This window comes from Pectobacterium sp. HCp5_1, from assembly GCF_032905925.1.
GTDB classification, from domain to species: domain Bacteria; phylum Pseudomonadota; class Gammaproteobacteria; order Enterobacterales; family Enterobacteriaceae; genus Pectobacterium; species Pectobacterium brasiliense_A.
Map to the genome: position 1 here is coordinate 111,596 of NZ_JAUMIO010000002.1, position 21,942 is coordinate 133,537.

Annotated in this window: 20 protein-coding genes; 8 read left to right on the forward strand and 12 right to left on the reverse strand. The window is 53.6% G+C overall.

The genetic code is table 11. From position 1 onward, the window contains the following. Positions 1-215 precede the first annotated feature (215 nt). The 4 genes from Q3A88_RS02025 to pdxB form a co-directional block, all read right to left on the reverse strand. Complete coding sequence (locus Q3A88_RS02025; protein WP_010285058.1) at positions 216-878, reverse strand: DedA family protein; 663 nt, start codon at positions 876-878, stop codon at positions 216-218. A gap of 194 nt (positions 879-1,072) precedes the next feature. Further along, positions 1,073-1,924, reverse strand: coding sequence for a tRNA pseudouridine(38-40) synthase TruA (gene truA / locus Q3A88_RS02030; RefSeq protein ID WP_080724458.1), 852 nt, complete (start codon positions 1,922-1,924; stop codon positions 1,073-1,075). Beyond that, entirely contained in the window at positions 1,924-2,934 is a 1,011-nt protein-coding gene (locus tag Q3A88_RS02035) for an aspartate-semialdehyde dehydrogenase (protein ID WP_227527016.1), read from the reverse strand. The genes truA and Q3A88_RS02035 overlap by 1 nt, the downstream gene beginning before the upstream one ends. Positions 2,935-3,047: 113 nt before the next feature. Further along, positions 3,048-4,184 carry a 4-phosphoerythronate dehydrogenase PdxB gene (pdxB, locus tag Q3A88_RS02040; RefSeq protein WP_205566292.1) on the reverse strand — a complete coding sequence of 379 codons (1,137 nt, stop codon included), beginning with the start codon at positions 4,182-4,184 and terminating at the stop codon, positions 3,048-3,050. Between the two features lie 190 nt (positions 4,185-4,374). Between pdxB and Q3A88_RS02045 the strand changes: the two genes are divergently transcribed. Together Q3A88_RS02045 and flk are read left to right on the forward strand one after the other, a co-directional pair. After that, entirely contained in the window at positions 4,375-5,346 is a 972-nt protein-coding gene (locus Q3A88_RS02045; protein WP_110162194.1) for a DMT family transporter, read from the forward strand. A gap of 105 nt (positions 5,347-5,451) precedes the next feature. After that, complete coding sequence (gene flk, locus Q3A88_RS02050; RefSeq protein WP_110162193.1) at positions 5,452-6,711, forward strand: flagella biosynthesis regulator Flk; 1,260 nt, start codon at positions 5,452-5,454, stop codon at positions 6,709-6,711. Positions 6,712-6,826: 115 nt separating this feature from the next. Here flk and fabB read toward each other — a convergent pair whose 3' ends face one another. After that, a complete protein-coding gene (gene fabB, locus Q3A88_RS02055; protein WP_110162192.1) occupies positions 6,827-8,044 on the reverse strand; it encodes a beta-ketoacyl-ACP synthase I in 1,218 nt (405 codons plus the stop codon). 173 nt (positions 8,045-8,217) lie between these two features. Between fabB and mnmC the strand changes: the two genes are divergently transcribed. After that, positions 8,218-10,245 (forward strand): bifunctional tRNA (5-methylaminomethyl-2-thiouridine)(34)-methyltransferase MnmD/FAD-dependent 5-carboxymethylaminomethyl-2-thiouridine(34) oxidoreductase MnmC, encoded by a 2,028-nt coding sequence (mnmC, locus tag Q3A88_RS02060; RefSeq protein ID WP_317177312.1) that lies wholly within the window; start codon positions 8,218-8,220, stop codon positions 10,243-10,245. An 88-nt stretch (positions 10,246-10,333) separates the two neighbouring features. Here the strand turns inward: mnmC and Q3A88_RS02065 are convergent, their stop codons facing one another. The 6 genes from Q3A88_RS02065 to prmB all read right to left on the reverse strand — a co-directional run bounded on the left by Q3A88_RS02065 (position 10,334) and on the right by prmB (position 15,003). After that, positions 10,334-10,618, reverse strand: coding sequence for a YfcL family protein (locus Q3A88_RS02065; RefSeq protein ID WP_014916053.1), 285 nt, complete (start codon positions 10,616-10,618; stop codon positions 10,334-10,336). 33 nt (positions 10,619-10,651) lie between these two features. Continuing rightward, a complete protein-coding gene (locus Q3A88_RS02070) occupies positions 10,652-11,197 on the reverse strand; it encodes an elongation factor P hydroxylase (protein ID WP_010285076.1) in 546 nt (181 codons plus the stop codon). A 27-nt stretch (positions 11,198-11,224) separates the two neighbouring features. Then, complete coding sequence (locus Q3A88_RS02075; protein WP_317177313.1) at positions 11,225-12,025, reverse strand: sulfite exporter TauE/SafE family protein; 801 nt, start codon at positions 12,023-12,025, stop codon at positions 11,225-11,227. Positions 12,026-12,057: 32 nt separating this feature from the next. Beyond that, complete coding sequence (gene mepA, locus Q3A88_RS02080; protein ID WP_039503761.1) at positions 12,058-12,903, reverse strand: penicillin-insensitive murein endopeptidase; 846 nt, start codon at positions 12,901-12,903, stop codon at positions 12,058-12,060. 6 nt (positions 12,904-12,909) lie between these two features. Beyond that, positions 12,910-13,995, reverse strand: coding sequence for a chorismate synthase (aroC, locus tag Q3A88_RS02085; RefSeq protein WP_317177314.1), 1,086 nt, complete (start codon positions 13,993-13,995; stop codon positions 12,910-12,912). Between the two features lie 75 nt (positions 13,996-14,070). Continuing rightward, positions 14,071-15,003, reverse strand: a complete 933-nt coding sequence (gene prmB, locus Q3A88_RS02090; RefSeq protein WP_010285093.1) for a 50S ribosomal protein L3 N(5)-glutamine methyltransferase — start codon at positions 15,001-15,003, stop codon at positions 14,071-14,073. A gap of 171 nt (positions 15,004-15,174) precedes the next feature. Between prmB and smrB the strand changes: the two genes are divergently transcribed. Continuing rightward, the gene (gene smrB / locus Q3A88_RS02095) at positions 15,175-15,717 is read left to right on the forward strand and encodes an endonuclease SmrB (protein ID WP_010298564.1); all 543 of its coding nucleotides are present in this window, start codon (positions 15,175-15,177) and stop codon (positions 15,715-15,717) included. Between the two features lie 85 nt (positions 15,718-15,802). Here the strand turns inward: smrB and sixA are convergent, their stop codons facing one another. Then, positions 15,803-16,285, reverse strand: a complete 483-nt coding sequence (gene sixA / locus Q3A88_RS02100; protein WP_110162188.1) for a phosphohistidine phosphatase SixA — start codon at positions 16,283-16,285, stop codon at positions 15,803-15,805. Between the two features lie 1,134 nt (positions 16,286-17,419). Between sixA and Q3A88_RS02105 the strand changes: the two genes are divergently transcribed. The 4 genes from Q3A88_RS02105 to Q3A88_RS02120 all read left to right on the forward strand — a co-directional run bounded on the left by Q3A88_RS02105 (position 17,420) and on the right by Q3A88_RS02120 (position 21,940). After that, positions 17,420-17,968 carry a spore coat U domain-containing protein gene (locus Q3A88_RS02105; RefSeq protein WP_110162187.1) on the forward strand — a complete coding sequence of 183 codons (549 nt, stop codon included), beginning with the start codon at positions 17,420-17,422 and terminating at the stop codon, positions 17,966-17,968. A 198-nt stretch (positions 17,969-18,166) separates the two neighbouring features. Next, complete coding sequence (locus Q3A88_RS02110; protein ID WP_317177379.1) at positions 18,167-18,703, forward strand: spore coat U domain-containing protein; 537 nt, start codon at positions 18,167-18,169, stop codon at positions 18,701-18,703. A gap of 23 nt (positions 18,704-18,726) precedes the next feature. Then, a complete protein-coding gene (locus Q3A88_RS02115; RefSeq protein WP_039503772.1) occupies positions 18,727-19,515 on the forward strand; it encodes a molecular chaperone in 789 nt (262 codons plus the stop codon). Positions 19,516-19,573: 58 nt separating this feature from the next. Further along, the gene (locus tag Q3A88_RS02120; RefSeq protein WP_317177315.1) at positions 19,574-21,940 is read left to right on the forward strand and encodes a fimbria/pilus outer membrane usher protein; all 2,367 of its coding nucleotides are present in this window, start codon (positions 19,574-19,576) and stop codon (positions 21,938-21,940) included. Positions 21,941-21,942 lie beyond the last annotated feature (2 nt).

Consider the following 21,942-nt stretch of genomic DNA (forward strand, 5'->3'; position numbering starts at 1 on the left):
TTCTGCTTGAACCTGGCAAATGCCAGTCCGCTGTTCATGTTATTCCCTGACAACATTGCCAATGAAAAAATGCCTGAGACGCACGACAATCGCGGTACAAAGGCATCGGCACCCAGGGTGTTCCCAAGAACAGACCATAAATGCTGCCCATTAAACCATAACGTTCCGGTACTGTGGATAAAAAACTGGTCAAACCGGATGTTAAAATACTTCACTTATTTCACATTGCCGCGCGAGGCCGCTCTACGATGACGGGCAATCTCAATAATGCCCGGCAGGATAGAGAGGAAAATAATCGCAACAATCAGTAATTTTAGATTTTCCTGCACCACCGGCAAATCGCCAAACAGGTAGCCCGCATAGGTGAATGACAACACCCACAGCAGCGCACCAATGACATTATAGGCCGCAAAATGCCGATAGCTCATGTGCCCCATCCCAGCGACAAACGGCGCAAATGTTCTCACAATCGGGACAAAGCGCGCCAGAATTATCGTCTTGCCACCATGACGCGCGTAAAACGCATGCGTTTTATCCAGATAGCTGCGGCGGAAAATCTTTGAGTTCGGGTTGCTAAACAGCTTCTCACCGAACAGTCGTCCAATCGTGTAGTTCACTGCATCGCCCGTAATCGCGGCCACGATCATCAGGAACACCATCGTGTGCACATTCAGATCGTTCGACGGCAACGCCGCCAGCGCCCCTGCGACAAACAGCAGCGAATCCCCCGGCAGAAACGGCGTCACCACCAGCCCGGTCTCACAGAACAGAATCAGGAACAAAATGGCATAAACCCAGACACCATATTGCGCCACCAGTTCCGCCAGGTGAACGTCAATGTGCAGAATAAAATCAATAATAAACTGTATAAATTCCATCACAACGTCTTCTCCCAAAATGTCTATCGAACGCACGCGGTCGATATACGCAAGGCAGCCGCACTAGCCGTGTTGCCTTGCGTATAGCACGCTGAATAGCCTCGTCCTTAATACGCATCGCACCCTGCCTTTTGGCCTACGACCATCTGGCAGCGTGCAACAGGTAAAAGACGCACTCGTTATAATCAAAAACGTCAATCTGCTAAAAAGAGCGGCCCCATCGTAGGCTGCGGCAAAGCAAAACGCGCGGGATAATCTACCGCCACCAAATACAGCCCTTCGGCTCTGGCTGTTGCGCCAGCCAGCGTACGATCTTTGGCCGCCAGCAGCTCGGCAATCCACGATTCTGGACGATTGCCACAGCCGACCTCCATCAGGCTGCCAACGATATTACGCACCATATGATGCACGAACGCATTGGCCTTAATATCTACCACGATATAGTCACCGTGACGTGTAACCTTTAAATGATTTACATAGCGCCACGGCGTGCGCGACTGGCACTGCACTGCACGAAAAGAGGTGAAATCATTCTCCCCCAACAGGCATTGCCCGGCTCGCTCCATGCGTTCCACGTCTAACGGGTGATAAAAGTGCGTCATACCGCGCGAAAGCACCGCAGGACGATAGCGGTGATTGTAGATGACATAACGGTAGCGGCGTGCCGTAGCGCTGAAGCGCGCATGGAAATCCTCATCCACCGTTTTCACCCAGCGCACCGCGATATCCGGCGGTAAATTTGCATTCACGCCCATCGTCCAGGCGGCGTCTTTTCGGATCGCGTGTGTGGTGAAATGCACGACCTGGCCGGTGCCGTGAACACCAGCATCGGTTCGCCCGGCGCAAAACACCTCTATCGGCTCATCCGCCACTTTGCTCAGCGCCTTTTCAAGACAGGCCTGCACGCTAGCAACGTCAGACTGGCGCTGCCAGCCATAATAGAGGCTACCGTCGTACTCAATACCTAGCGCGATTTTCAGCGGGGCGCGTTCGTTTTCCGCAGCGGCATCGGCCTGAGTAGCCTCCGCCTGAGTGGTTTCCGACATTACCCGAGATACTCCTGCACCAGACATTCTGCCGTTTCCACCGCCATCAGCGCGCCGCCAAAGCGAGCGTTATCGGCGACTGACCAGAATTGCAGTAGCTCAGGAATGCCGTAATCATTACGCAGACAGCCGACGCTCAGTTGCCCATTGCCGGACGCATCACCCACCTGCGTCGGGTAATCCTGCTCGTCACTTACTTCAATATTTCCGGCATTGAGCAGTTCATCGCGTGCTTCTTCCGCAGACAGCGGACGCAGTGATTCAAGATGAACAACCTGCGCATGACCATAGAACACAGGGGACTGAATGCAGGTCACTGAAATCGGCAATCCGTCGTCCTGCAAGACTTTACGCACCTGATCGACCAAACCGCGCTCTTCGCGCACGCTGCCCGTATCATCGGGCAGTAAAGGCAACAGATTGAATGCCAGCTGTTTCGGGAAAAGCCCGGCCTCAGGCGGAACACCGTTCAGCAGACGAGCGCTTTGTCCCGCCAGATCGTCTATCGCCGCTTTACCGAGTGCGGAAACGGACAACATATTGACGACATGCAGGCGCGAGAGCCCAGCCGCATCGGTCAACGGCTTAATCGCCGTCAGCAGTTGGCTGGTCAGGCTGTCTGCCACCGCGACAATATTACGGTTACGGTAATCGGCCAGCGTATGCGTATTCACGCCGGGCACCACCAGCGGGACATCCGGCTCCAGCGCAAACAGACCGCTGCTGTCGATAACCAGACAGCCCGCATCCCCCGCCTCTTCCGCATAGCGGGCGCTGACATCCTGACCGGCGACAAAAAACGCCAGCTGTGCCTGTGACCAGTCAAAATCCGCCACATCCGTGACCAGGCAAGATTTGCCGTTAAAACGTATGGTTTCACCCGCGCTACGTTCACTGGCCAGCGGATAGAATTCACCCACCGGGAATTCGCGTTCCTGCAATAATTCCAGTAACGCCGTGCCTACTGCGCCCGTTGCGCCCAGCAGAGCAATATTCCAGCCGTCAGACATTTGGTTCTCTCCCAAATTTTGAATGAAACACAAATCATGAATGGAACCGACAGACGATAACGACACCGTCTGTCAGTTCATGAATAAAAAAGTGATGCTCGCGCGAAACGCCGTTAGCGTGCGCCCCGCACTGACGCTGTGAATCCCAGCGCGTTCAGGCAATCTGCGCTGTCAGCATCGGCGCAGATAACATGGAGTGACGACCATTCGCGTCGTTCCTGATAATGTTTGCGCAGACGATCGAACTCGCCTTCCTGATGCGCAACGTGGCGCAACAGTGCATCGTCCCGGCGCACATCATACACCAGATGCACCAGACGTTTTAGCAACGCCTCATCCAGCGGCACGGTCAATGTGACTTCGGCATACTCTGGTGCAGGCAAAAGCGACGAAAGCGCGACCTGCTGCGGGGTTCCGATAAACTCACTCCACGCCTCAAATACCTGCGTGGTGCCGCGCGCTTTCCCTTCCAGCGTATAGCCAGCGATATGCGCCGTGCCAATGTCTACTCGCGCCAGCAGATCGGTCGATAAGGCAGGTTCTGGCTCCCAGACGTCAAGAATAACGCTGAGTTTTTTACCCTGTTGCAGCGCCTCAAGCAGTGCGGCATTGTCCACCACCGGGCCACGGCAGGCGTTAATCAGAATACGTCCGTCCGCAAACGCGTTCAGTACGGCGGCATCAACCAGATGATGAGTACGGTACGGGCCGTCGAGATACAGCGGCGTATGCAGCGTCAGAATGTCGGCATCACGCACCAGCGTTTCGAGTGGCAGGAAATCACCCGCCTCACCGCGATCGGCACGCGGCGGATCGCACAGCAGCGTGTTAACGCCCCAGGCTTTCAGACGTGCATCCAGACGTCTGCCAACATTGCCCACGCCGACAATCCCGACGGTTTTATCACGCAGTTGGAAACCATCACGCTCGGCCAGCATCAGCAAAGAAGAAAAGACGTACTCCACTACCGCAATGGCATTGCAACCGGGGGCAGCAGAAAACGCGATCCCGTTGGCGTTAAGCCAGGTGTCATCGACATGGTCAGTGCCTGCTGTCGCGCTGCCGACAAATTTTACCGCCGAACCAGACAGCAGATCCGCGTTTACCTTCGTGACCGAGCGCACCATCAACGCATCCGCGTCGGCCAGCAGCTCGCGCGGCAAAGGACGTCCCGGCACGGCCTGAACCTCACCCAGACGGCTAAATAGCTCGCGGGCATACGGCATATTCTCATCAACCAGAATCTTCATTGTCTTCTCCGACATCGGTAGCCAGCCAAAAAAAGCGGGGAGATATTTTGCCACCGAATGGTGCAGAAACCCAAGGCAATTACGACGCGATATCTTTCCGTTATCGGTTCCCGCCGATGAGGATCATACAAGATGGTCGTCATAGAAAGCCGACGCCATACAAGGTTGATCGTCGTCACATGGCTCTGTTATGTTGTTTGCCATTGCCGCACTTGCCCCATTTTTATCGACCAGACTGGTAATTGGTGCGTTTTTCGTCTGGTCTGTTATGAGAAACCCAACGTTGAACGCCCTCTTTCCCACCATTGCCGTCCTGATTTGGTCAATTAACGTCATCGTCAACAAGCTCTCTGCAAGCGTTATTGACCCGGCCGCTATCTCGTTTTATCGCTGGCTGCTGGCGTTCCTCGTCATGACGCCGTTCATGCTGCCAACGCTTCGTCAGCACGCAGCGGCCATCCGTCAACACGCATGGAAACTGCTCGTGCTGGGTCTGCTTGGCATGGTGCTGTATCAAAGTCTGGCCTATTACGCGGCGCACTCGATCAGCGCCGTGATGATGGGGATCATGGGGTCACTTGTACCGCTACTGACCGTCCTGCTCAGCATTCCGCTGCTGCGCCTGGCTCCCACGCTGGGCGTCGTGCTCGGTAGTCTGCTGTCGCTGGCCGGGATTATCTGGCTGATCGGTGAGGGTCATCCCGAACAGATTCTGGCGCAGGGCATCGGCCCCGGTGAACTCATGATGTTTTGTGCGTCGCTGTCCTATGCGCTCTATGGCGTGCTGACCAAACGCTGGAGCATCCCGTTGCCCAACTGGGTGTCGCTCTATGTGCAAATTGCCTTTGGCGTAGTCGTGCTGATTCCAAATTTCCTGCTGACGGACAATGTGCAGCTCAATGCCGACAACCTGCCGCTGGTGATTTTCGCTGGCATCATGGCCTCAATCCTTGCGCCTTTTCTGTGGATTCAGGGGGTTATGCGCCTCGGAGCCAGCAAAGCCTCCATCTTTATGAACCTGACACCGATCTTTACGGCGATGATCGCAATTGGCTTTTTGCACGAGCCGTTACATCATTATCATCTGGTTGGCGGGGGCATCACGCTACTCGGCGTGATCCTCGCACAGCGCTTGCGCATCCCGCTAGGACGTCGCTCATAAGCCACCCCATAAGATTCGTACCGTTTTAAGTGACGTCTGACTATCGGCCGTCACGGGAGATTGCTATGATTCATCTCAATCATGACGGCAGTGAGGATAACCGATATGCAACCTGTAAGCGGCCCTGGTGCCCCGCTGCCCGGCGAACGTTCGGTGACGCCAACCACCACATCGTCAACCTCTACCTCATCCGCTAACGCTGCGGGTTCCTCCGCCAACGGCGATCGACCGCTGACGCTGGCGCAGCGCACGACGTTGGAAAATCTGGTGCTTAAAGTTGCCGCACTGACAACGTCAAAGGCAGCGGAAGTCTGGACAACGGTAAAACAGGGATTAGGGCTGGCAGAAAATAATGAACTGCTGTCCCGCCATTACCAACCTGCCGAGCAGATACTCCAGACGCGTTTAACGCAGGCGCAAGATAGCGGTGGGCGTCAGCAGTTGCTTCAGCGCCTGACAGATATGCTGTCTCAGGGAAATAACCGTCAGGCAGTCAGCAACTTCATCCAGCAACAGTTCGGTAGCACCACGCTAAGCGCGCTGACTAAAACACAGCTACAGCAGGTGGTTACGCTGCTGCAAAACGGGCAAATTCCGCAATCAACGGCATCAGCCACAGCATCGCAAACCGCTCAGGCCGCCAACTCGCCCGATCGTCCGCTCTCTCCTGCTGAACAGCGCGGCTTGAATCAGTTAGTCACCCGATTAGCGACCATGACCGGGGAACAGCCTGCAAGGGTGCTGAACAATCTGATGATGATGCAGAATCTTAGCCCGGGCGACGCCATCCCGTTAAAACATCTGCCGCTGATCACGCAGTTCCTGCAAGCACAGGTTGAGCTGCAACAGACACAAACGCTGCTGCGCGCCACCCCGTCAGCGCAGCAGGGGGCACCGACCAATACAGGCACGACAGGCGCAGCGTCAGAACCGCTGGCAGCCAACACCACCAATACGACTAACGCAAATTCGTCATCCGCAGCGAATCTGTCATCACAGCCGCTACCGACACAGAACGCGCTGCTTTCCCCGAATCTCGCCCCGTTACAGGCTTTGCTACAACAGCCCATGACCGCGCAGGAACAGCACTTATTGATTGATTACACGCAGAATCGCTTCAATATCGGGTTACAAACGCCGCTGACGCCGATGCAGGTCAGCGATCTGCTGACGTTCCTGTTTACGCAGCGCATTCAGCGCTCACAGGAAACGGACTGGACAACCACGTCACAGCTGCTGCATCCGCTGTTTAACCCGCTGATTGCTTCGCTACCGCTCAGTTGGCAATCCCTGTTCCACAAGCCGATGTTTTTGGTGATTGTCAGCACCTGCGTGGCTGCATTTCTGCTGTGGGTATTAATCTAGCGTCAATACCGCTCATAACCATCATCAACCAAACCCGCACAAACAAAAAACCCCGCGGCTTGCGCCTGCGGGGTTTTTTGTTTCTTTTAATGATAATGTCTGTGTAAGAAACCGATTATTTATCGAGTTTTCTCATTACCAGCGTCGCATTCGTACCACCGAAGCCGAAGCTGTTAGACATCACCGTGGTCAGTTTACGTTCCGTCGGTTCAGTCACGATGTTCAGGCCAGCAGCCTGCTCGTCCAGATTTTCCACGTTGATGCTCGGTGCAACGAAACCGTGTTCCAGCATCAGCAGTGAGTAAATAGCTTCCTGAACGCCAGCCGCGCCCAGAGAGTGACCGGTCATCGCTTTAGTCGCAGAAATAGCTGGCGAGTTGTCGCCAAACACTTCACGAATCGCACCCAGTTCCTTCACATCGCCAACTGGCGTAGAAGTACCGTGAGAGTTCAGGTAATCGATCGGCGTATCCACACCGTGCATCGCCATCTTCATACAACGGACGGCACCTTCACCTGATGGGGCAACCATATCCGCGCCGTCAGACGTCGCGCCGTAGCCGACCACTTCCGCGTAGATATGTGCGCCACGCGCCAGTGCGTGTTCCAGTTCTTCTACAACGACCATACCGCCACCGCCTGCAATGACGAAACCATCGCGGCCGGCGTCATAAGTACGGGACGCTTTTTCCGGTGTCTCATTGTATTTGGTTGACAGTGCGCCCATCGCGTCAAATTCACAGGCCAGTTCCCAGCACAGCTCTTCCGCGCCGCCAGCGAATACGATGTCCTGTTTGCCCATCTGAATTTGCTCAACCGCGTTGCCGATACAGTGTGCAGAGGTCGCACAGGCGGAGCTGATGGAGTAGTTCACGCCGTGAATTTTGAATGGCGTTGCCAGACACGCGGATACCGCAGAACCCATGGATTTGGTTACCACATAAGGACCAACGGCTTTCAGGCCGCGCGGGCTACGCATCGCGTCAGCACCGAACACCTGATAGCGCGCAGAACCGCCGGAACCGGCGATCAGGCCAACGCGTGGGTTATTCTGATAAACCTCATCAGACAGCCCGGAATCTTGAATCGCCTGCTCCATGGATAAGTAGGCATAAATCGATGCATCACTCATAAAACGCACAATTTTGCGATCGATGAGGCCAGTGGTGTCCAGTTTGACATTCCCCCAGACGTGACTACGCATGCCGGAATCTTTCAGCTCTTGAGAGAAGGTAATGCCCGAGCGGCCTTCCCGCAATGATGCCAGAACTTCCTGCTGGTTATTACCGATGCTTGATACGATCCCCAGGCCAGTAATCACTGCACGTTTCATTTAATACCTCTTCTTCCACTTATAGAGTTTGGGATTTCGCTTCGCACTTTAGCGTACAGTTGTAAGCTGAACAAGTCCGATCAGCCAAACTATCGCGAAATCATTGCTAAATTTGCGCCACAATATTCAGCCCGATAGAATCTCATCATCACTTGAATAATGAGCTTTTTGTCGTGACCAACCTCCCCATCCAACACGCGTCGTTAAGTTGGAACGCTCAGGGTACACCTGTATCGCAACAGTTTGATGACGTCTATTTTTCGAATCAGGATGGGTTGGCAGAAACCCGTTATGTGTTTTTAAAGGGCAATCAGTTTCCTGAGCGTTTCGCCACGCACCCGCGCGCAGCCTGCGTGATAGCAGAAACCGGCTTTGGTACGGGTCTGAATTTTCTGACGCTGTGGCAGGCGTTTGCCGACTTTCGTCAACAGCAGCCACAGGCGACATTGCGACACCTGCATTTCATCAGCTTCGAGAAATTTCCCCTGCGTCGGCATGATTTGGCTGCGGCACACGCCCAGTGGCCGGAGCTGGCCGCCTTCGCGGATGAACTGCGAGAGCAATGGCCGCTACCGCTGCCGGGCTGCCATCGTCTGATTCTGGCGCAAGGCACTATTACGCTCGATCTGTGGTTCGGTGACGTTAACGTCTTACTGCCTGAGCTAGATGATACTCAGAACCATCAGGTCGACGCCTGGTTTCTGGACGGCTTCGCGCCTGCCAAAAACCCAGATATGTGGACGGATAATCTGTTTCAGGCAATGGCTCGTCTGTGCCGAAAAGAAGGGACGTTCGCCACATTTACCGCCGCAGGCTTTGTGCGTCGCGGTCTGCAACAGGCGGGGTTTCAGGTCAGTAAAATTAAAGGATTCGGCCAGAAACGGGAAATGCTGAGCGGCATGCTTCCTGATGCGCTTCCCGTCACCTCACCAACGCCGTGGTATGCACGCCCTGCCGCCAGCACGACTGACGATATTGCAATTATCGGCGGCGGCATCGCCAGCGTGCTCACCGCACTGGCACTGCAACGGCGCGGTGCAAACGTCACGCTTTACTGCGCGGAGACACAGCCTGCCACGGGCGCATCCGGCAATCGTCAGGGGGCGCTGTATCCTCTGTTGAATAACCGGCACGATGCCGTGTCCCGCTTTTTCTCGCTCGCCTTTGACTTTGCCCACCGCAGCTATACCGCGCTGGCGCAGCAGGGTCTGGAGTTTGAGCACCAATGGTGTGGCGTCAGCCAGCTTGCCTGGGATGAAAAAAGTGCGCGTAAAATCGAACAGATTCTGCAAGGCGAATGGCCGGAAGAGCTGGTCGTTAGCGTGGATGCACAGCAACTGGAAACACAAAGCGGCCTGAATATCGGCGTAAATGGCATCACCTACCCCGACGGCGGCTGGCTGTGCCCGGCAGAACTGACGGCTTCTGCGCTGAAACTGGCACAGCAAAACGGTCTGTCGGTACAGATGAGTACCGCCGTTTCCGCATTGGAGAAAACGGACGGCAGCTGGTCACTCACCTTGAGCACCGGCCAGCGGGTAAATCATGCCGTCGTGGTGCTGGCAAATGGTCATCACATTACCGACTGGCCACAGACATCCCATTTACCCGCTTACGCCGTGCGCGGGCAGGTCAGCCATGTTCCGACCAACTCTGTACTAGGCCAGCTCAAACAGGTGTTGTGCTACGACGGCTATCTGACGCCGGTGAGTCCGCAGCATCAGACACACTGCATCGGGGCGAGCTATTTACGGGGTGAAACACACTGTGATTATCGGGAAGACGAGCAGCAAGAAAACCGCCAACGGCTGCTGAATTGTTTGCCTGACGCAAACTGGGCGAAAACGATCGATGTCAGCGATGCACTGGCGCGCCAAGGCGTCCGCTGTGCGCTGCGCGATCATCTGCCGCTATTAGGCGCGGTACCGGACTATGAGCAAACGCTGGCCGAGTATGAAGATCGGTTGCACCCTCAACACCGTGCCGACGCGGTGCCAAGCGCCCCCTATTGGCAGGATCTGTTTATTATCGGTGCGTTGGGCTCACGCGGGCTCTGCTCCGCCCCACTCGCAGCAGAAATTTTGGCATCACAGATGTATGGTGAACCGCTACCGCTGGACCGCGATACGCTCGCCGCACTCAACCCAAATCGTTTCTGGATAAGGAAACTGCTGAAAGGCAAACCCATCGCTCAGGATTAATTGAGAATAGCGAAGGATTAATGAGGAAGAAAACGTGCTGGCTTGACTGAGCCAGCACTGACAGAGTGGCAATTAGCCCACAGGGAAATCAGTGCGTACTATTCTGCGCCTGCTGGAACAGACGTTCCCACATCCCGTTAACCAGTACCTGATCCGGCGGTGACAGTTCACCGTTTTTGATGGCGTTATTAATGCTGTCGCTAACGCGCAAATGCAGTGCTTCAAGCGTATGTTCCCCATGCTCTTCCGCTTCTGCCACCGACACCGTCAGATGACCACGCAAATAGCCGCCGGCAAACAGTTCATCGTCGCTGGCATGCTCTACCATGTCATCAATCAGCGCCAGAATGCGCGTTTCAAATTCTGCGATCATTTCTTATCCTCAAATTTTTGCGGTTCCCGTGCATCACAGATCGGCTGGATACGGGAAGCTCGCCGCCGTCAGCGGTGGCGTATTGTAAAACGATTGTAATGCACGAATAAAGCTGGCAGGACGCGCGGGAATCCCCTCTTCCAGATATTGCATCACTTGCGCATGTACGCGCCGCTGGAAATCAATGCGGTCCGGCTCGCAGTCGCCGTTCAGGTTGTCGCAGCTGACGTTAAACGGAAAGCCCGCAGCAACACAGAACAGCCAGTCGAAGGCCTGCGGTTTGATTTCTACCACCTCAAACTGACTTTGCGTAGAGGCATCGCGACCATCCGGGCAGTACCAGTAGCCAAAATCGACCTGCAAGCGTCGCTGGGCACCAGCAATGCACCAGTGAGAAATCTCGTGTAACGCGCTGGCATAAAAGCCATGGGCAAACACAATCCGGTGATACGGAATGTCATCATCCGCTGGCAGATAAATCGGCTCATCATCGCCTTTTACCAGACGGGTATTGTATTCATCGCCAAAGCAATCATTAAAAATATCAATCAGTTGTTGATAGTGGTGCGTCGTAGTCATGTTATCTGTTGTTATCATAATGTGTTGTCATAGAAACTGTCCCAGCCAAACGGCAATCTCATGCCCGTGGCTGTCATAAATCAGCTTGCCACTCATGATGGCGGAAACCAACACCAGCATAGGACGAATCAGCTTTTGCCCTTTCGTCATCACCATTTTGGCTCCCAGCCGCGCACCGAGGATCTGCCCGATCAGCATGACGCCGCCGACCACCCAGACAACCTGGCCGCCCAGAATGAAAAACAGTAGCCCGCCGAAGTTGGAGGTAAAGTTCAGGATTTTGGCATGCGCTGTCGCTTTTGCCAGATTGAAACCATACAGAGTGACAAAGGCCAACGCGTAAAACGATCCGGCACCGGGGCCGAAGAAGCCGTCATAAAAACCGATACAGCAGCCTGCCACAATCGCAAACGGAAGTGGCGACAGGCGACGCTGCCGATCTTCATCACCGATTTTGGGCGTTAATAAAAAGTAGAGGCCAATGCCAATGATCAGCACCGGCAGCAGTTGGCGTAGAAAATCGGCGTGAATTTGCTGGATCAGCCAGGCACCAAAGGTCGAACCGACAAAGGTCAGCGCAATCGCCAGCTTCTGCTCGCCCAGATTCACCGCGCGGCGGCGAATGAAATACAGGCTGGCGGAAAAGGATCCACCGACGGCCTGAAGTTTATTCGTTGCCAGCGCCTGCGCCGGTGATAATCCCGCCGCCAGCAGGGCTGGGATCGTCAATAAACCGCCCCCGCCCGCAATCGAATCAATAAACCCTGCCAACGCCCCGACAAAAAACAGCACGGCCAGCATATCTGGCCCAAGAACTAACCAGTCCATAATTATTTTTTATCTCGCGACATAGTTATTTGTTATCTCGCGGCAAAATGTCTGTCGAGTAATGCCTGACAAGACGGAGGCAACGGCGGCGGCGTGGTTTTTTCCGGGGCTTCGGTACTCGGCTGTTTTGGCTGGAACCAGCTGGTTAACTCGGCACCGCATCCATCACCGACAGGGGGTTCGTCCTGATCCTGACACTCAAGACTGTCCGCCGGGCAGCGCAGGCGCACATGCATATGCGCACGGTGTGCAAACCAAGGGCGAACTTTGCGCAGCCAGTCACGATCGTGGCCGGCTTCAGCACACAGCTGTTTTTTAATCGCCGGATTAACGAAGATGCGCGTTACGTCGCTATCCAACGCAGCGGTTTTGATCAGGGTGGTGATTTCCGGTCGCCAAACGCGTGGGTTAACGTTCAGCCCGCTGGCGTTAACCAAATCGATAGGCTGCGGTTTCAGCAACTGCTGCTCGCTCCAACGCTGTCTGGGCAATTGCAGCCAGATGTCCACATCCAGCCCGGATTGGTGACTGGCGTGGCCGCTGCTGAATCGTCCCCCAACAGGCATGCCCATATCCCCCACCAGCACATTACCGGAGGTCGTACGCTTAACCTCGTTGCTCAGGCGGTGAATAAACGCCAGAAGATCGGGGTGACCAAAATAGCGGCGCTGATCGATGCGCATCACCTGATAATCCAGCGACTGCAATGGCAGCGGCTGGGCACCGATGATACAGCCATTGGAAAAACTACCAATTGACTGCGGCGTACCCGCAACCGGATGCGCGATCTCCTGCCAGGGCGTTTTCGCCCACGCGGCGTTCGATAACAGCGGCGCGCTCAGTGCCAGCGCGAGAACCCCGATTAACCCTTGTTTCATTATTTTTTACCAGCGAGGAACCTGACTGTTCACATCCCCACACTGTGCGCGTTGGCGCAGCAGGTGATCCATTAACACAATCGCCATCATGGCTTCGGCAATCGGCACCGCACGGATGCCCACACACGGGTCGTGACGCCCGCGCGTCACCATTTCCGTCGCTTCGCCCTGACGGTTGATCGTTTTCCCCGGCACCATAATGCTGGAGGTCGGCTTCAACGCCAGATGTGCAACGATGTTCTGGCCGCTGCTGATTCCGCCCAAAATGCCGCCAGCATGATTGCTTTGGAAACCGTCCGGCGTGATTTCGTCTCGGTTTTCACTGCCACGTTTGGTGACAACGGCAAAGCCATCGCCAATTTCGACACCTTTCACGGCGTTGATGCTCATCAGTGCGTGAGCCAAGTCAGCATCCAGACGATCAAAGACCGGCTCGCCTAATCCGACAGGTACTGATTCCGCCACGACGCTGACCTTCGCGCCAATCGAGTCGCCTTCTTTTTTCAGCGCCCGCATCAGTTCATCCAGGGCTTCCAGCTTGTCGATATCCGGGCAGAAGAACGGGTTTTGCTCAACCTGTTCCCAATCTTTGAGCTCGCAGGTGACATCGCCAATCTGCGACAAATAGCCACGTACCTTCACACCATGTTGCTGTTGCAGGTATTTCTTCGCAATCGCACCCGCGGCAACGCGCATTGCGGTTTCGCGCGCGGAAGAGCGGCCACCGCCACGGTAATCGCGCAGGCCATATTTTTGCTCATAGGTATAATCAGCGTGACCGGGGCGAAAGACGTCTTTAATCGTACCGTAATCCTGAGAACGCTGATCGGTGTTTTCAATCAACAGGCCAATGCTGGTCCCTGTTGTTACGCCTTCAAAAACGCCGGACAGAATCTTGACCTGATCGGGCTCACGGCGCTGCGTCGTATAGCGGGAGGTCCCCGGACGGCGGCGATCCAAATCGTGTTGCAGATCCGCTTCCGTTAGCGGGATCCCCGGCGGTACGCCGTCAACAATACATCCCAGGGCAATACCGTGGGATTCACCAAATGTAGTGACGCGGAAAAATTGCCCAATACTGTTGCCTGCCATCACAACTCCTTCGCATGTGTTCTGTTTCTGCCTTACCGTCTACACGGTAAGGCGAATAAATATCGTTATGACCGTTTAATCACGGTAAGCGCTGAAATGCGCTTTGCAATCGACCAGCTGTGATTGCGTTAGCATAAACACGCCGTCACCGCCGTTATCAAATTCCAGCCAGGTGAACGGGATGTCTGGGTATTGATCGATCAGGTGCACCATGCTGTTGCCCACTTCACAAATCAGCACACCATCATCGCTCAGATAGTCTGGCGCACAGGCCAGAATACGACGCACCAGATCCAGCCCGTCGTTACCCGCCGCCAGCCCCAGTTCAGGCTCAAAACGGAATTCTTGTGGCAGATCGGACATATCTTCTTCATCCACATACGGTGGATTAGTCACGATCAAATCATAGCGAATCGCTGGTAAATCGCGGAACAGATCAGAGCGAATCGGCGTCACGCGGTATTCCAGACCGTGCTGCTGAATATTTTGCTCAGTTACCGCCAGCGCCTCGCTGGAGATATCGACCGCATCGACTTCCGCTTCTGGGAACGCCTGAGCGCAGGCAATAGCAATACAGCCGCTGCCCGTGCACAGATCCAGAATATGGTTTGGCGTTTTTGGTAGTTGCTCATCAAAATAGTTATTGATCAGCTCACCGATGGGAGAGCGCGGCACCAGCACGCGTTCGTCCACGTAGAATTCCAGGCCGCAGAACCAAGCCTTGTTGGTCAGATAGGCGACGGGGATACGCTCATTGACGCGGCGGATCACGCGTTCAACAATGCGCTGCCGTTCGCTGGTGATCAGGCGCGACGTATACATATCTTCAGGAATATCGAGCGGCAGATACAGGCTAGGCAATACCAGCTGTATGGCTTCATCCCAGGGATTATCCGTCCCGTGACCGTAATAGACGTTAGCTGCGTTAAACCGGCTGACAGCCCAGCGCAACATATCCTGAATGGTATGAAGTTCACTGACGGCCTCATCGACGAAAATTTTGTCCAAGGGTGTCCTCCGCAGACTGTTCTGAATGGGAAATTGGCGCTTAGTTTGCCATGAAGCCCGCGACAAATCAGCAGATATAACCGACTGAACGCGCCTCGATACAGACTTTTATTTAGCGACAGCGGGGAGACGAGGTAAACTGATCGAATGTTGACGCAAGATGAATGAAACATGAGTAATAAATATTCGCTGAATGACGACGAATTACAGCTTTTTCGCACGTCAATCACTGGCACAAAAAAGTTGCGTCAGGATACCTATACCCACAAACCGCTGCGCAAAAAACCGGGTGAATTACCCGCCAAACGGGCATTGCAGGAGCAGGTTGATGCCAGTTTCTATTTTTCGGATGAGTTTCAGCCACAGCTGGATGCAGAAGGCCCGACACGCTATGTCCGCCCGGGTGCCAGCCACTATGAATTGAAGAAACTTCGACGGGGAGATTATTCACCGGAGCTGTTTCTGGATTTGCATGGCCTGACGCAGCTTCAGGCGAAGCAGGAACTGGGCGCGCTGCTAGCGGCCTGTCGGCGGGAGCACGTTTACTGCGCCTGCGTAATGCACGGGCACGGCAAACATATTCTTAAGCAACAAACGCCGCTCTGGCTGGCACAGCACCCTGACGTGCTGGCTTTTCATCAGGCTCCGAAAGAATTTGGTGGGAATGCCGCGCTGCTGGTGTTGGTGGCACTAGAGGCGCCTTCGCTTGAATAAGCTCGCTCTTCTTCAAAAAATAATGAGGCGTGTAAGTTCATTACATGCCTCATCGCGTATGAATTCAGGCGTTTGACGAGTCGTGTCAGGATTTCGCGTTCAACTGGGCCGGGCTGACTTGCCAGTGCAGAGCACCATGACCAGACTCCGCTTCCACCTTCACGCAGGCAATAGCGGATGTGGCGAACATCGGCGCGGTTTCATTCTGGCATAATTCGGCAACCAGATAGCCCACCAGCGGCAGATGCGACACAACCAGAACCGCACCCACGCCTTCTCTTGCCAGCGTTTGCAGATAATAGCCAACAAGCTGGGCATCACCGCCGGGCGTCAGCTCATTCAGGCAATCCGCTTCTTCCGGCAACGTCAGCGCTTTTTTCACCACCTCGAGCGTTTGCTGGGCGCGCAAATAAGGGCTCACCAGAACGCGCTCAATATCGATATTTTGCTCATTCAACCAACACGCCATCTGACGGGATTCATCACGACCAGCGTCGCTCAATGGCCGAACAGCATCACTCGCTGCATCAAGTACCGCATCACCATGACGCATTATCAACACTTGCATATTACACCGCTATGTTAATGAAATATATGATATATCCTCATACTTAATGCTGTATGAGCATTGGCTTTGCTGCCGCTTTGGCATACCTGCAATGTAGCCATATATAAGGTAGATACCCCAAATCCTTCCAGGATGACGGGTATAACCGCTTTGTTATTGTAGGTTACCTGAGTTTCTCGCTATGTAAACTCACCTGAGGTCAGGTTTAGGTAGAAAAAGTCATCATACCGGCTTCTCAACCACAGGCTACCCACTGAGATCTGCCGTGAAGGCGACCCAATACTGTTATAACATTAACCATTATCAAAACGCGTTTTTATCGTTCCGTCACCAACGAGTCAATAATCGTAATGTATCAGCAACGTCACCAGGCTCATCTGCTCTTATTTTCCATTATTAATCATATGATAAATAAAAATTTTATAGGCACACGACAGAATCTACTCATTCTAAACACATAACCACACTTTTATAATGGTAATTATAATCGCTTACAGTAAAATCAAAAAATAAGAGACAGAATTCAAAAATGAACAAAAAATCAGCATAAAAAACTGATAAAATAAAAAATGTCGATTTCTTACACTTTTTTAACGCATATCAATTTTTGCGACATTGTTAAACAAGCACTCTGGTTCTATCTTTATCTTAAATAGCAATTTTCTTTACTATTCATGTTTTATAAACAAGGTTATCACACAGAATATAACGTCATATAATAAAAATAGATTGCTCTTCTATTTATGGACGAATATGTAATTCAGGATAAACCCCGAAGAACATCGCTGTTATTTATATGCCCGCCATTATTCACACCACGGAAGATAAAATTAGTTATACGTTTTCTTTATAGCGTCATCTTCACTATACGGAACGTACTGAAAGTAATAGCGATATATTTCAGTAATGCGACATTTTAGTGTCAGTGGTTCTGCCAATCAGGAAAGAGAATAAACCCTCTGTATTTTCCCGGGCGGTTAATCTATGCCATATAAATATCCGTACTGATTAAAACGAGTCGTTATGATTACTTTTGTAATAGTCATTCTTGACGAGCTGTTTTCACGAAACCCCATGTACTTTCGTGAAGACATTTTCGATGAAAATAAGTAAGAGGCATATAAAGGAATCGTTATGAATTCTAAACGTATAGCATTACCTATTCTGGCCACACTATTCACCACATTCGGCCTCTCCCCCACAGCCAGCAGCGTGACGATTAATGGTCAGATCCCTGTATCACTGACGATTACCTCTGCCTGCACGGTCAACAACGGAGGAGGCGCAGGCACTACATGGGGAACAATCAACTTTGGCTCTCATTCCGATCTGACAGCCAGTATTGACGCTCAGGTTACCAGCATCGGGGGCAACGGGATTACCGTCAGTTGCTCTGTTGGCACACCGGCTGCGTTGTATATCGGTGCAGGTGCAAACGCCACCGCCTCGCTACGCCAGTTAGCGCCAGGCACGGGAACCTACAACGTCCCTTACCGTTTATACAGCGATTCAACCCGCACGACCGAAATCCCACTCAGTAGTGTAACTGGCATTGCCATTGTTGCAACGGGTAACCCACAGCTGGTTCCAGTGTATGCCCGTATCCTGCCGTCAGATCAGACCGTGCTATCGCCCACCGCTGGGGCTTATACCGACACCGTCACGGCTACGATCGAATGGTAATTTTTTACAGGCTGGCATGTTCGCATGCCAGTCTTTTTAGGGTCATTGATCCACAAGAAATTGATCCACAAGAAAAGGAGCCGTTATGTCACCACATCTCATACGCGATTCCGCATTAATTACCTACGCCCTGCCTTCCTCTATGGCTTTGGGCGTTTCCCGTGCTGCCATTCAGGCTCGATAGCCGCGGGTATTGCGATGCGTTTTCCATCGGCATTGATTTTGTCACTTCTGCTGTCTGGCTCCATCGTCCCCATGGTGGCGATGGCGCTCACCGTAAGTAGCACATTCGATGTCACGGCAACGATACAAAAAGGCTGTGTTTTTGGCACCAACACGGCAAGTAGCCAGCCCAACATGGGTACGCTGAATTTTGGGACGCGCAGCGCCACGGCAACCAACGTGGATATCGCCAGCACCAGCGGCGGAGGGTCGATTGTCGCGACCTGTACGCCAGGCATTAGCGCCGTTATTGAACTGAGCTATGGCACTAATGGCGGTAACAGCACACAGCGTTATCTGAAAAATGCAGCAGGAACGCGCCTGTTGGCTTACCAACTTTACCGCGATGCGGCACGCACACAGGTATGGGGAACGGGAGGTCTGGCACTCAACATCGCCTCCTTTCCCGCCACATCCCAGACCTACACCGTTTACGCCCGCTATTTTGGCGGCACACCGCTGCCTCCCGCAGGGGTTTATACCGATAACGTAACCGTCAGCCTGACTTATTAAAAACAAAACAGGGTGAATACAGAATGAAAAGGAAAATAACGTTTTTTATTCGGGCAATGGTCTTTTTATTAAGTGGTTTTGGCTCATATTGCTTTGCTGCCAGTTCTATTCTCGTTTGGCCGATTTATCAGGTTATTGAGTCCGATGAGAACAGCTCTGCGCTATGGCTGGAAAATAAAGGCACGGCGCCCGTCGGTTTGCAAATCCGTATCATGTCCTGGAAGCAAATCGATTTTCAGGATCGTTATGCCGAACAAAGCAACGTGATTGCTACCCCCCCGTTCATGACGCTGGAGCCGGGTAAGCGCAATATGGTGCGTCTGATTCGCGTCAACCCAACACCCGCCAATACTGAGATGGCTTACCGCATCATCGTTGATGAAATTGCCGCGCCCTATCAACAAGATGCCCCGCAGATGGGGCTGCAATTCCAGATGCGCTATCTGCTCCCGCTGTTCCTTGATGGTGCCGGCATCTGGACGCATATGCGCCCGGAAAAACGGCGCGCCAACGCCGAGCCTACGCTGCCTGTGCTCAGTTGGCGAGTCAGCGCGGTTGGGGGGAAAAACTACCTTTATGTCCGCAATCGTGGCGTGGTCCATGCCCGCCTGAGTAACATATATTGGTCAGCCGACCAAAATGGAAAAGGGAGCCGCCGAACAACGATCACCGACGGCTTTTTAGGTTATGTACTACCGGGACAAGAGATGCGTTGGCCGCTGCCCGCGGGCGTATCCACACCGGGTGCAGGCATGCAGCTCTTCACTCACCTAATCGATATCCACGATCCTATCTTGATTAAACGCGAATGATGGCTCGGTTAGCCGCAAAAGCGTGTTTATTGACCGCGCGGCCATGGTGAGGTCAGGCATGAAGAGCAAAACAGGCGTGCTTCCCCTGCTCATCTGTACTCCATTTGCGCTGTTTTATTCTGCGACGATTTTCGCGGAAGATTATACCGATCTTCCCGCGCCCCCCAGCGCCATGCCCTCACTCAGCGAATCCGTTTATTATTTAACGATCTCCGTCAACGGGCTGAGCGATAATCTGGTCGTGCCCGTCACGTATCGTGCGGGGAATTATTATGTGGATGCAGCAACACTGCGTTCGAATCACGTCCGTCTGCCGGACCAAAGCGCGGGACTGGTGAATGTCAATGCCCTGCCAGAGGTCACCACCGATTACGATCAGGCCATACAGCAGCTAAAAATCACCGTGCCCACACTCTGGCTACCCGAGCAATCGGTTGAAGGCGGCGGGCAGGATCTGACGCGTTTCCCCGCCCGCAGCAGTCCCGGCTTATTGTTCAACTATAACCTTTATTACACCTCGCCCCGTGCCAATTCAGACTCGCTCAGCAGTTGGATGGAACAGCGTTTTTTTAGCCCTTACGGAACCTTATCCAATACGGGGATCTACTATTTCACCTCGGGCAGCAATACCGCGCAGCAAGATGGCTATCAGCGCTTCGATACCTATTGGCGCTATAACGATCACGACCGCATGATCACCTATCAGGTTGGTGACCTGATTAGCAACTCTCTGACGTGGAGCAACTCGGTGCGTATGGGCGGCCTGCGTGTCGCCCGAAATTTCGGTCTTCGCCCGGATATCGTCACGTATCCGATGCTGCAATATACCGGTACAGCCGCCGTACCCAGCACGCTGGACCTGTTTATCAACGGGTATAAAGCAAACAGCACCAGCCTGAATGCTGGCCCCTTCACCCTCACGAATACGCCTTACCTGAACGGCGCGGGGGAAGCCACCGTCATTACCACTGACGCTCAGGGGCGGCAGATTTCTACCACGATCCCGTTTTATGTCTCCAACGCATTGTTAAGGGAGGGATTAAGCGATTTCGATCTGTCCGTTGGCGTGTTACGTCAGGACTATGGCATAAAGAATAATGCCTACACTGACGATGCCGCTGTCAGCGGCATCTATCGCTATGGGTTGACCAATAAGTTGACCGTGTCAGCGCATGGCGAAGCCGTACAGGATCTCTATCTGCTCGGTGCGGGAGCCGATTTTACCCTTGGCCGTTGGGGTACGCTGAGTTCGTCCTACAGTCAGAGTGAAAAAGAAGCCGCCGGACACCAGTACACCACGGGCTACTCTTACTACACTTCCGCGTTTGGCCTGAATGTTCAACATACCAAACGCAGTAAGGAATACCGCGATTTAACCGCCGTACTCACGGAAGGCCGACTCAGCCAAGAAAGCTATCAGGCAACGCTCAGCAGCCAGCTGTTCGGCGAAGGCAACGGTTCATTCGGCGTGGGGTATTTCGATATCCGCGCGTACGACTCAACCCGTACTCGCCTGCTGAATTTCTCTTTCAGCCGCCAAATCTGGCAAGACAGCTCTATTTATCTCGCCTTTAACAAAGCACTGGGAGAAAACGGTTACAGCGCCCAGATCCAGTTCGTGATGCCTTTTGGTACAAACGGCAGCATTAATGCCGGCGTTCAACGCGACAGCAATGGCGATTATTCACCGCGTGTCGGGATGAACCGTACCGCGCCGACAGACGGTGGATTAGGCTGGAACGCTGCGTATGGCGCAGGAAAAAACCCTTATCACCAAGGCTCGCTGAACTGGCGCGGCCCTTATGCCACGCTTGCTGGCGGAACCTATGGCAATGAAGGAAACACCACGCAATGGGGGGAACTGGGAGGTTCGCTGATCTACATGAACGGGGGGCTTTTCGCCAGTAACCGCATCAACGACGCCTTTATTGTGGTCGATACCGAAGGATACCCTGACGTCCCGGTAAAATATGAAAACCAGATAGTAGGGAAAACCAACAAACGCGGTCACTTGCTCGTGCCGTGGGTCGTGTCCAATTACCCCGCGAAAGTGGAAATCGACACACTACAACTGCCAGCCAACGTCACCACACCACAGGTGGAATCGCGCGTGTCGGTCAAAGAAGGCAGCGGCACTGTCGTCACATTCCCCGTTCACGCCATGCGATCCGCCAACATTAAGCTGCGCAATACGGATGGCAACCCGCTCACCATCGGCACCTGGATAACAAACGAGGTCAGCGGCGACACCACGATCAGCGGCTACGATGGCCTGGTCTATTTCACCAATCTGGGAACCTCGAACCGCTTACGCTTTAAACAAGAAGACGGACAGCTTTGCCGGGTGGAATTCTCACTGCCGGAATCACAGACCATGATGGCGACCATCGGCCCGCTTACCTGCCAGACTGACTCAAAAGGATAAAA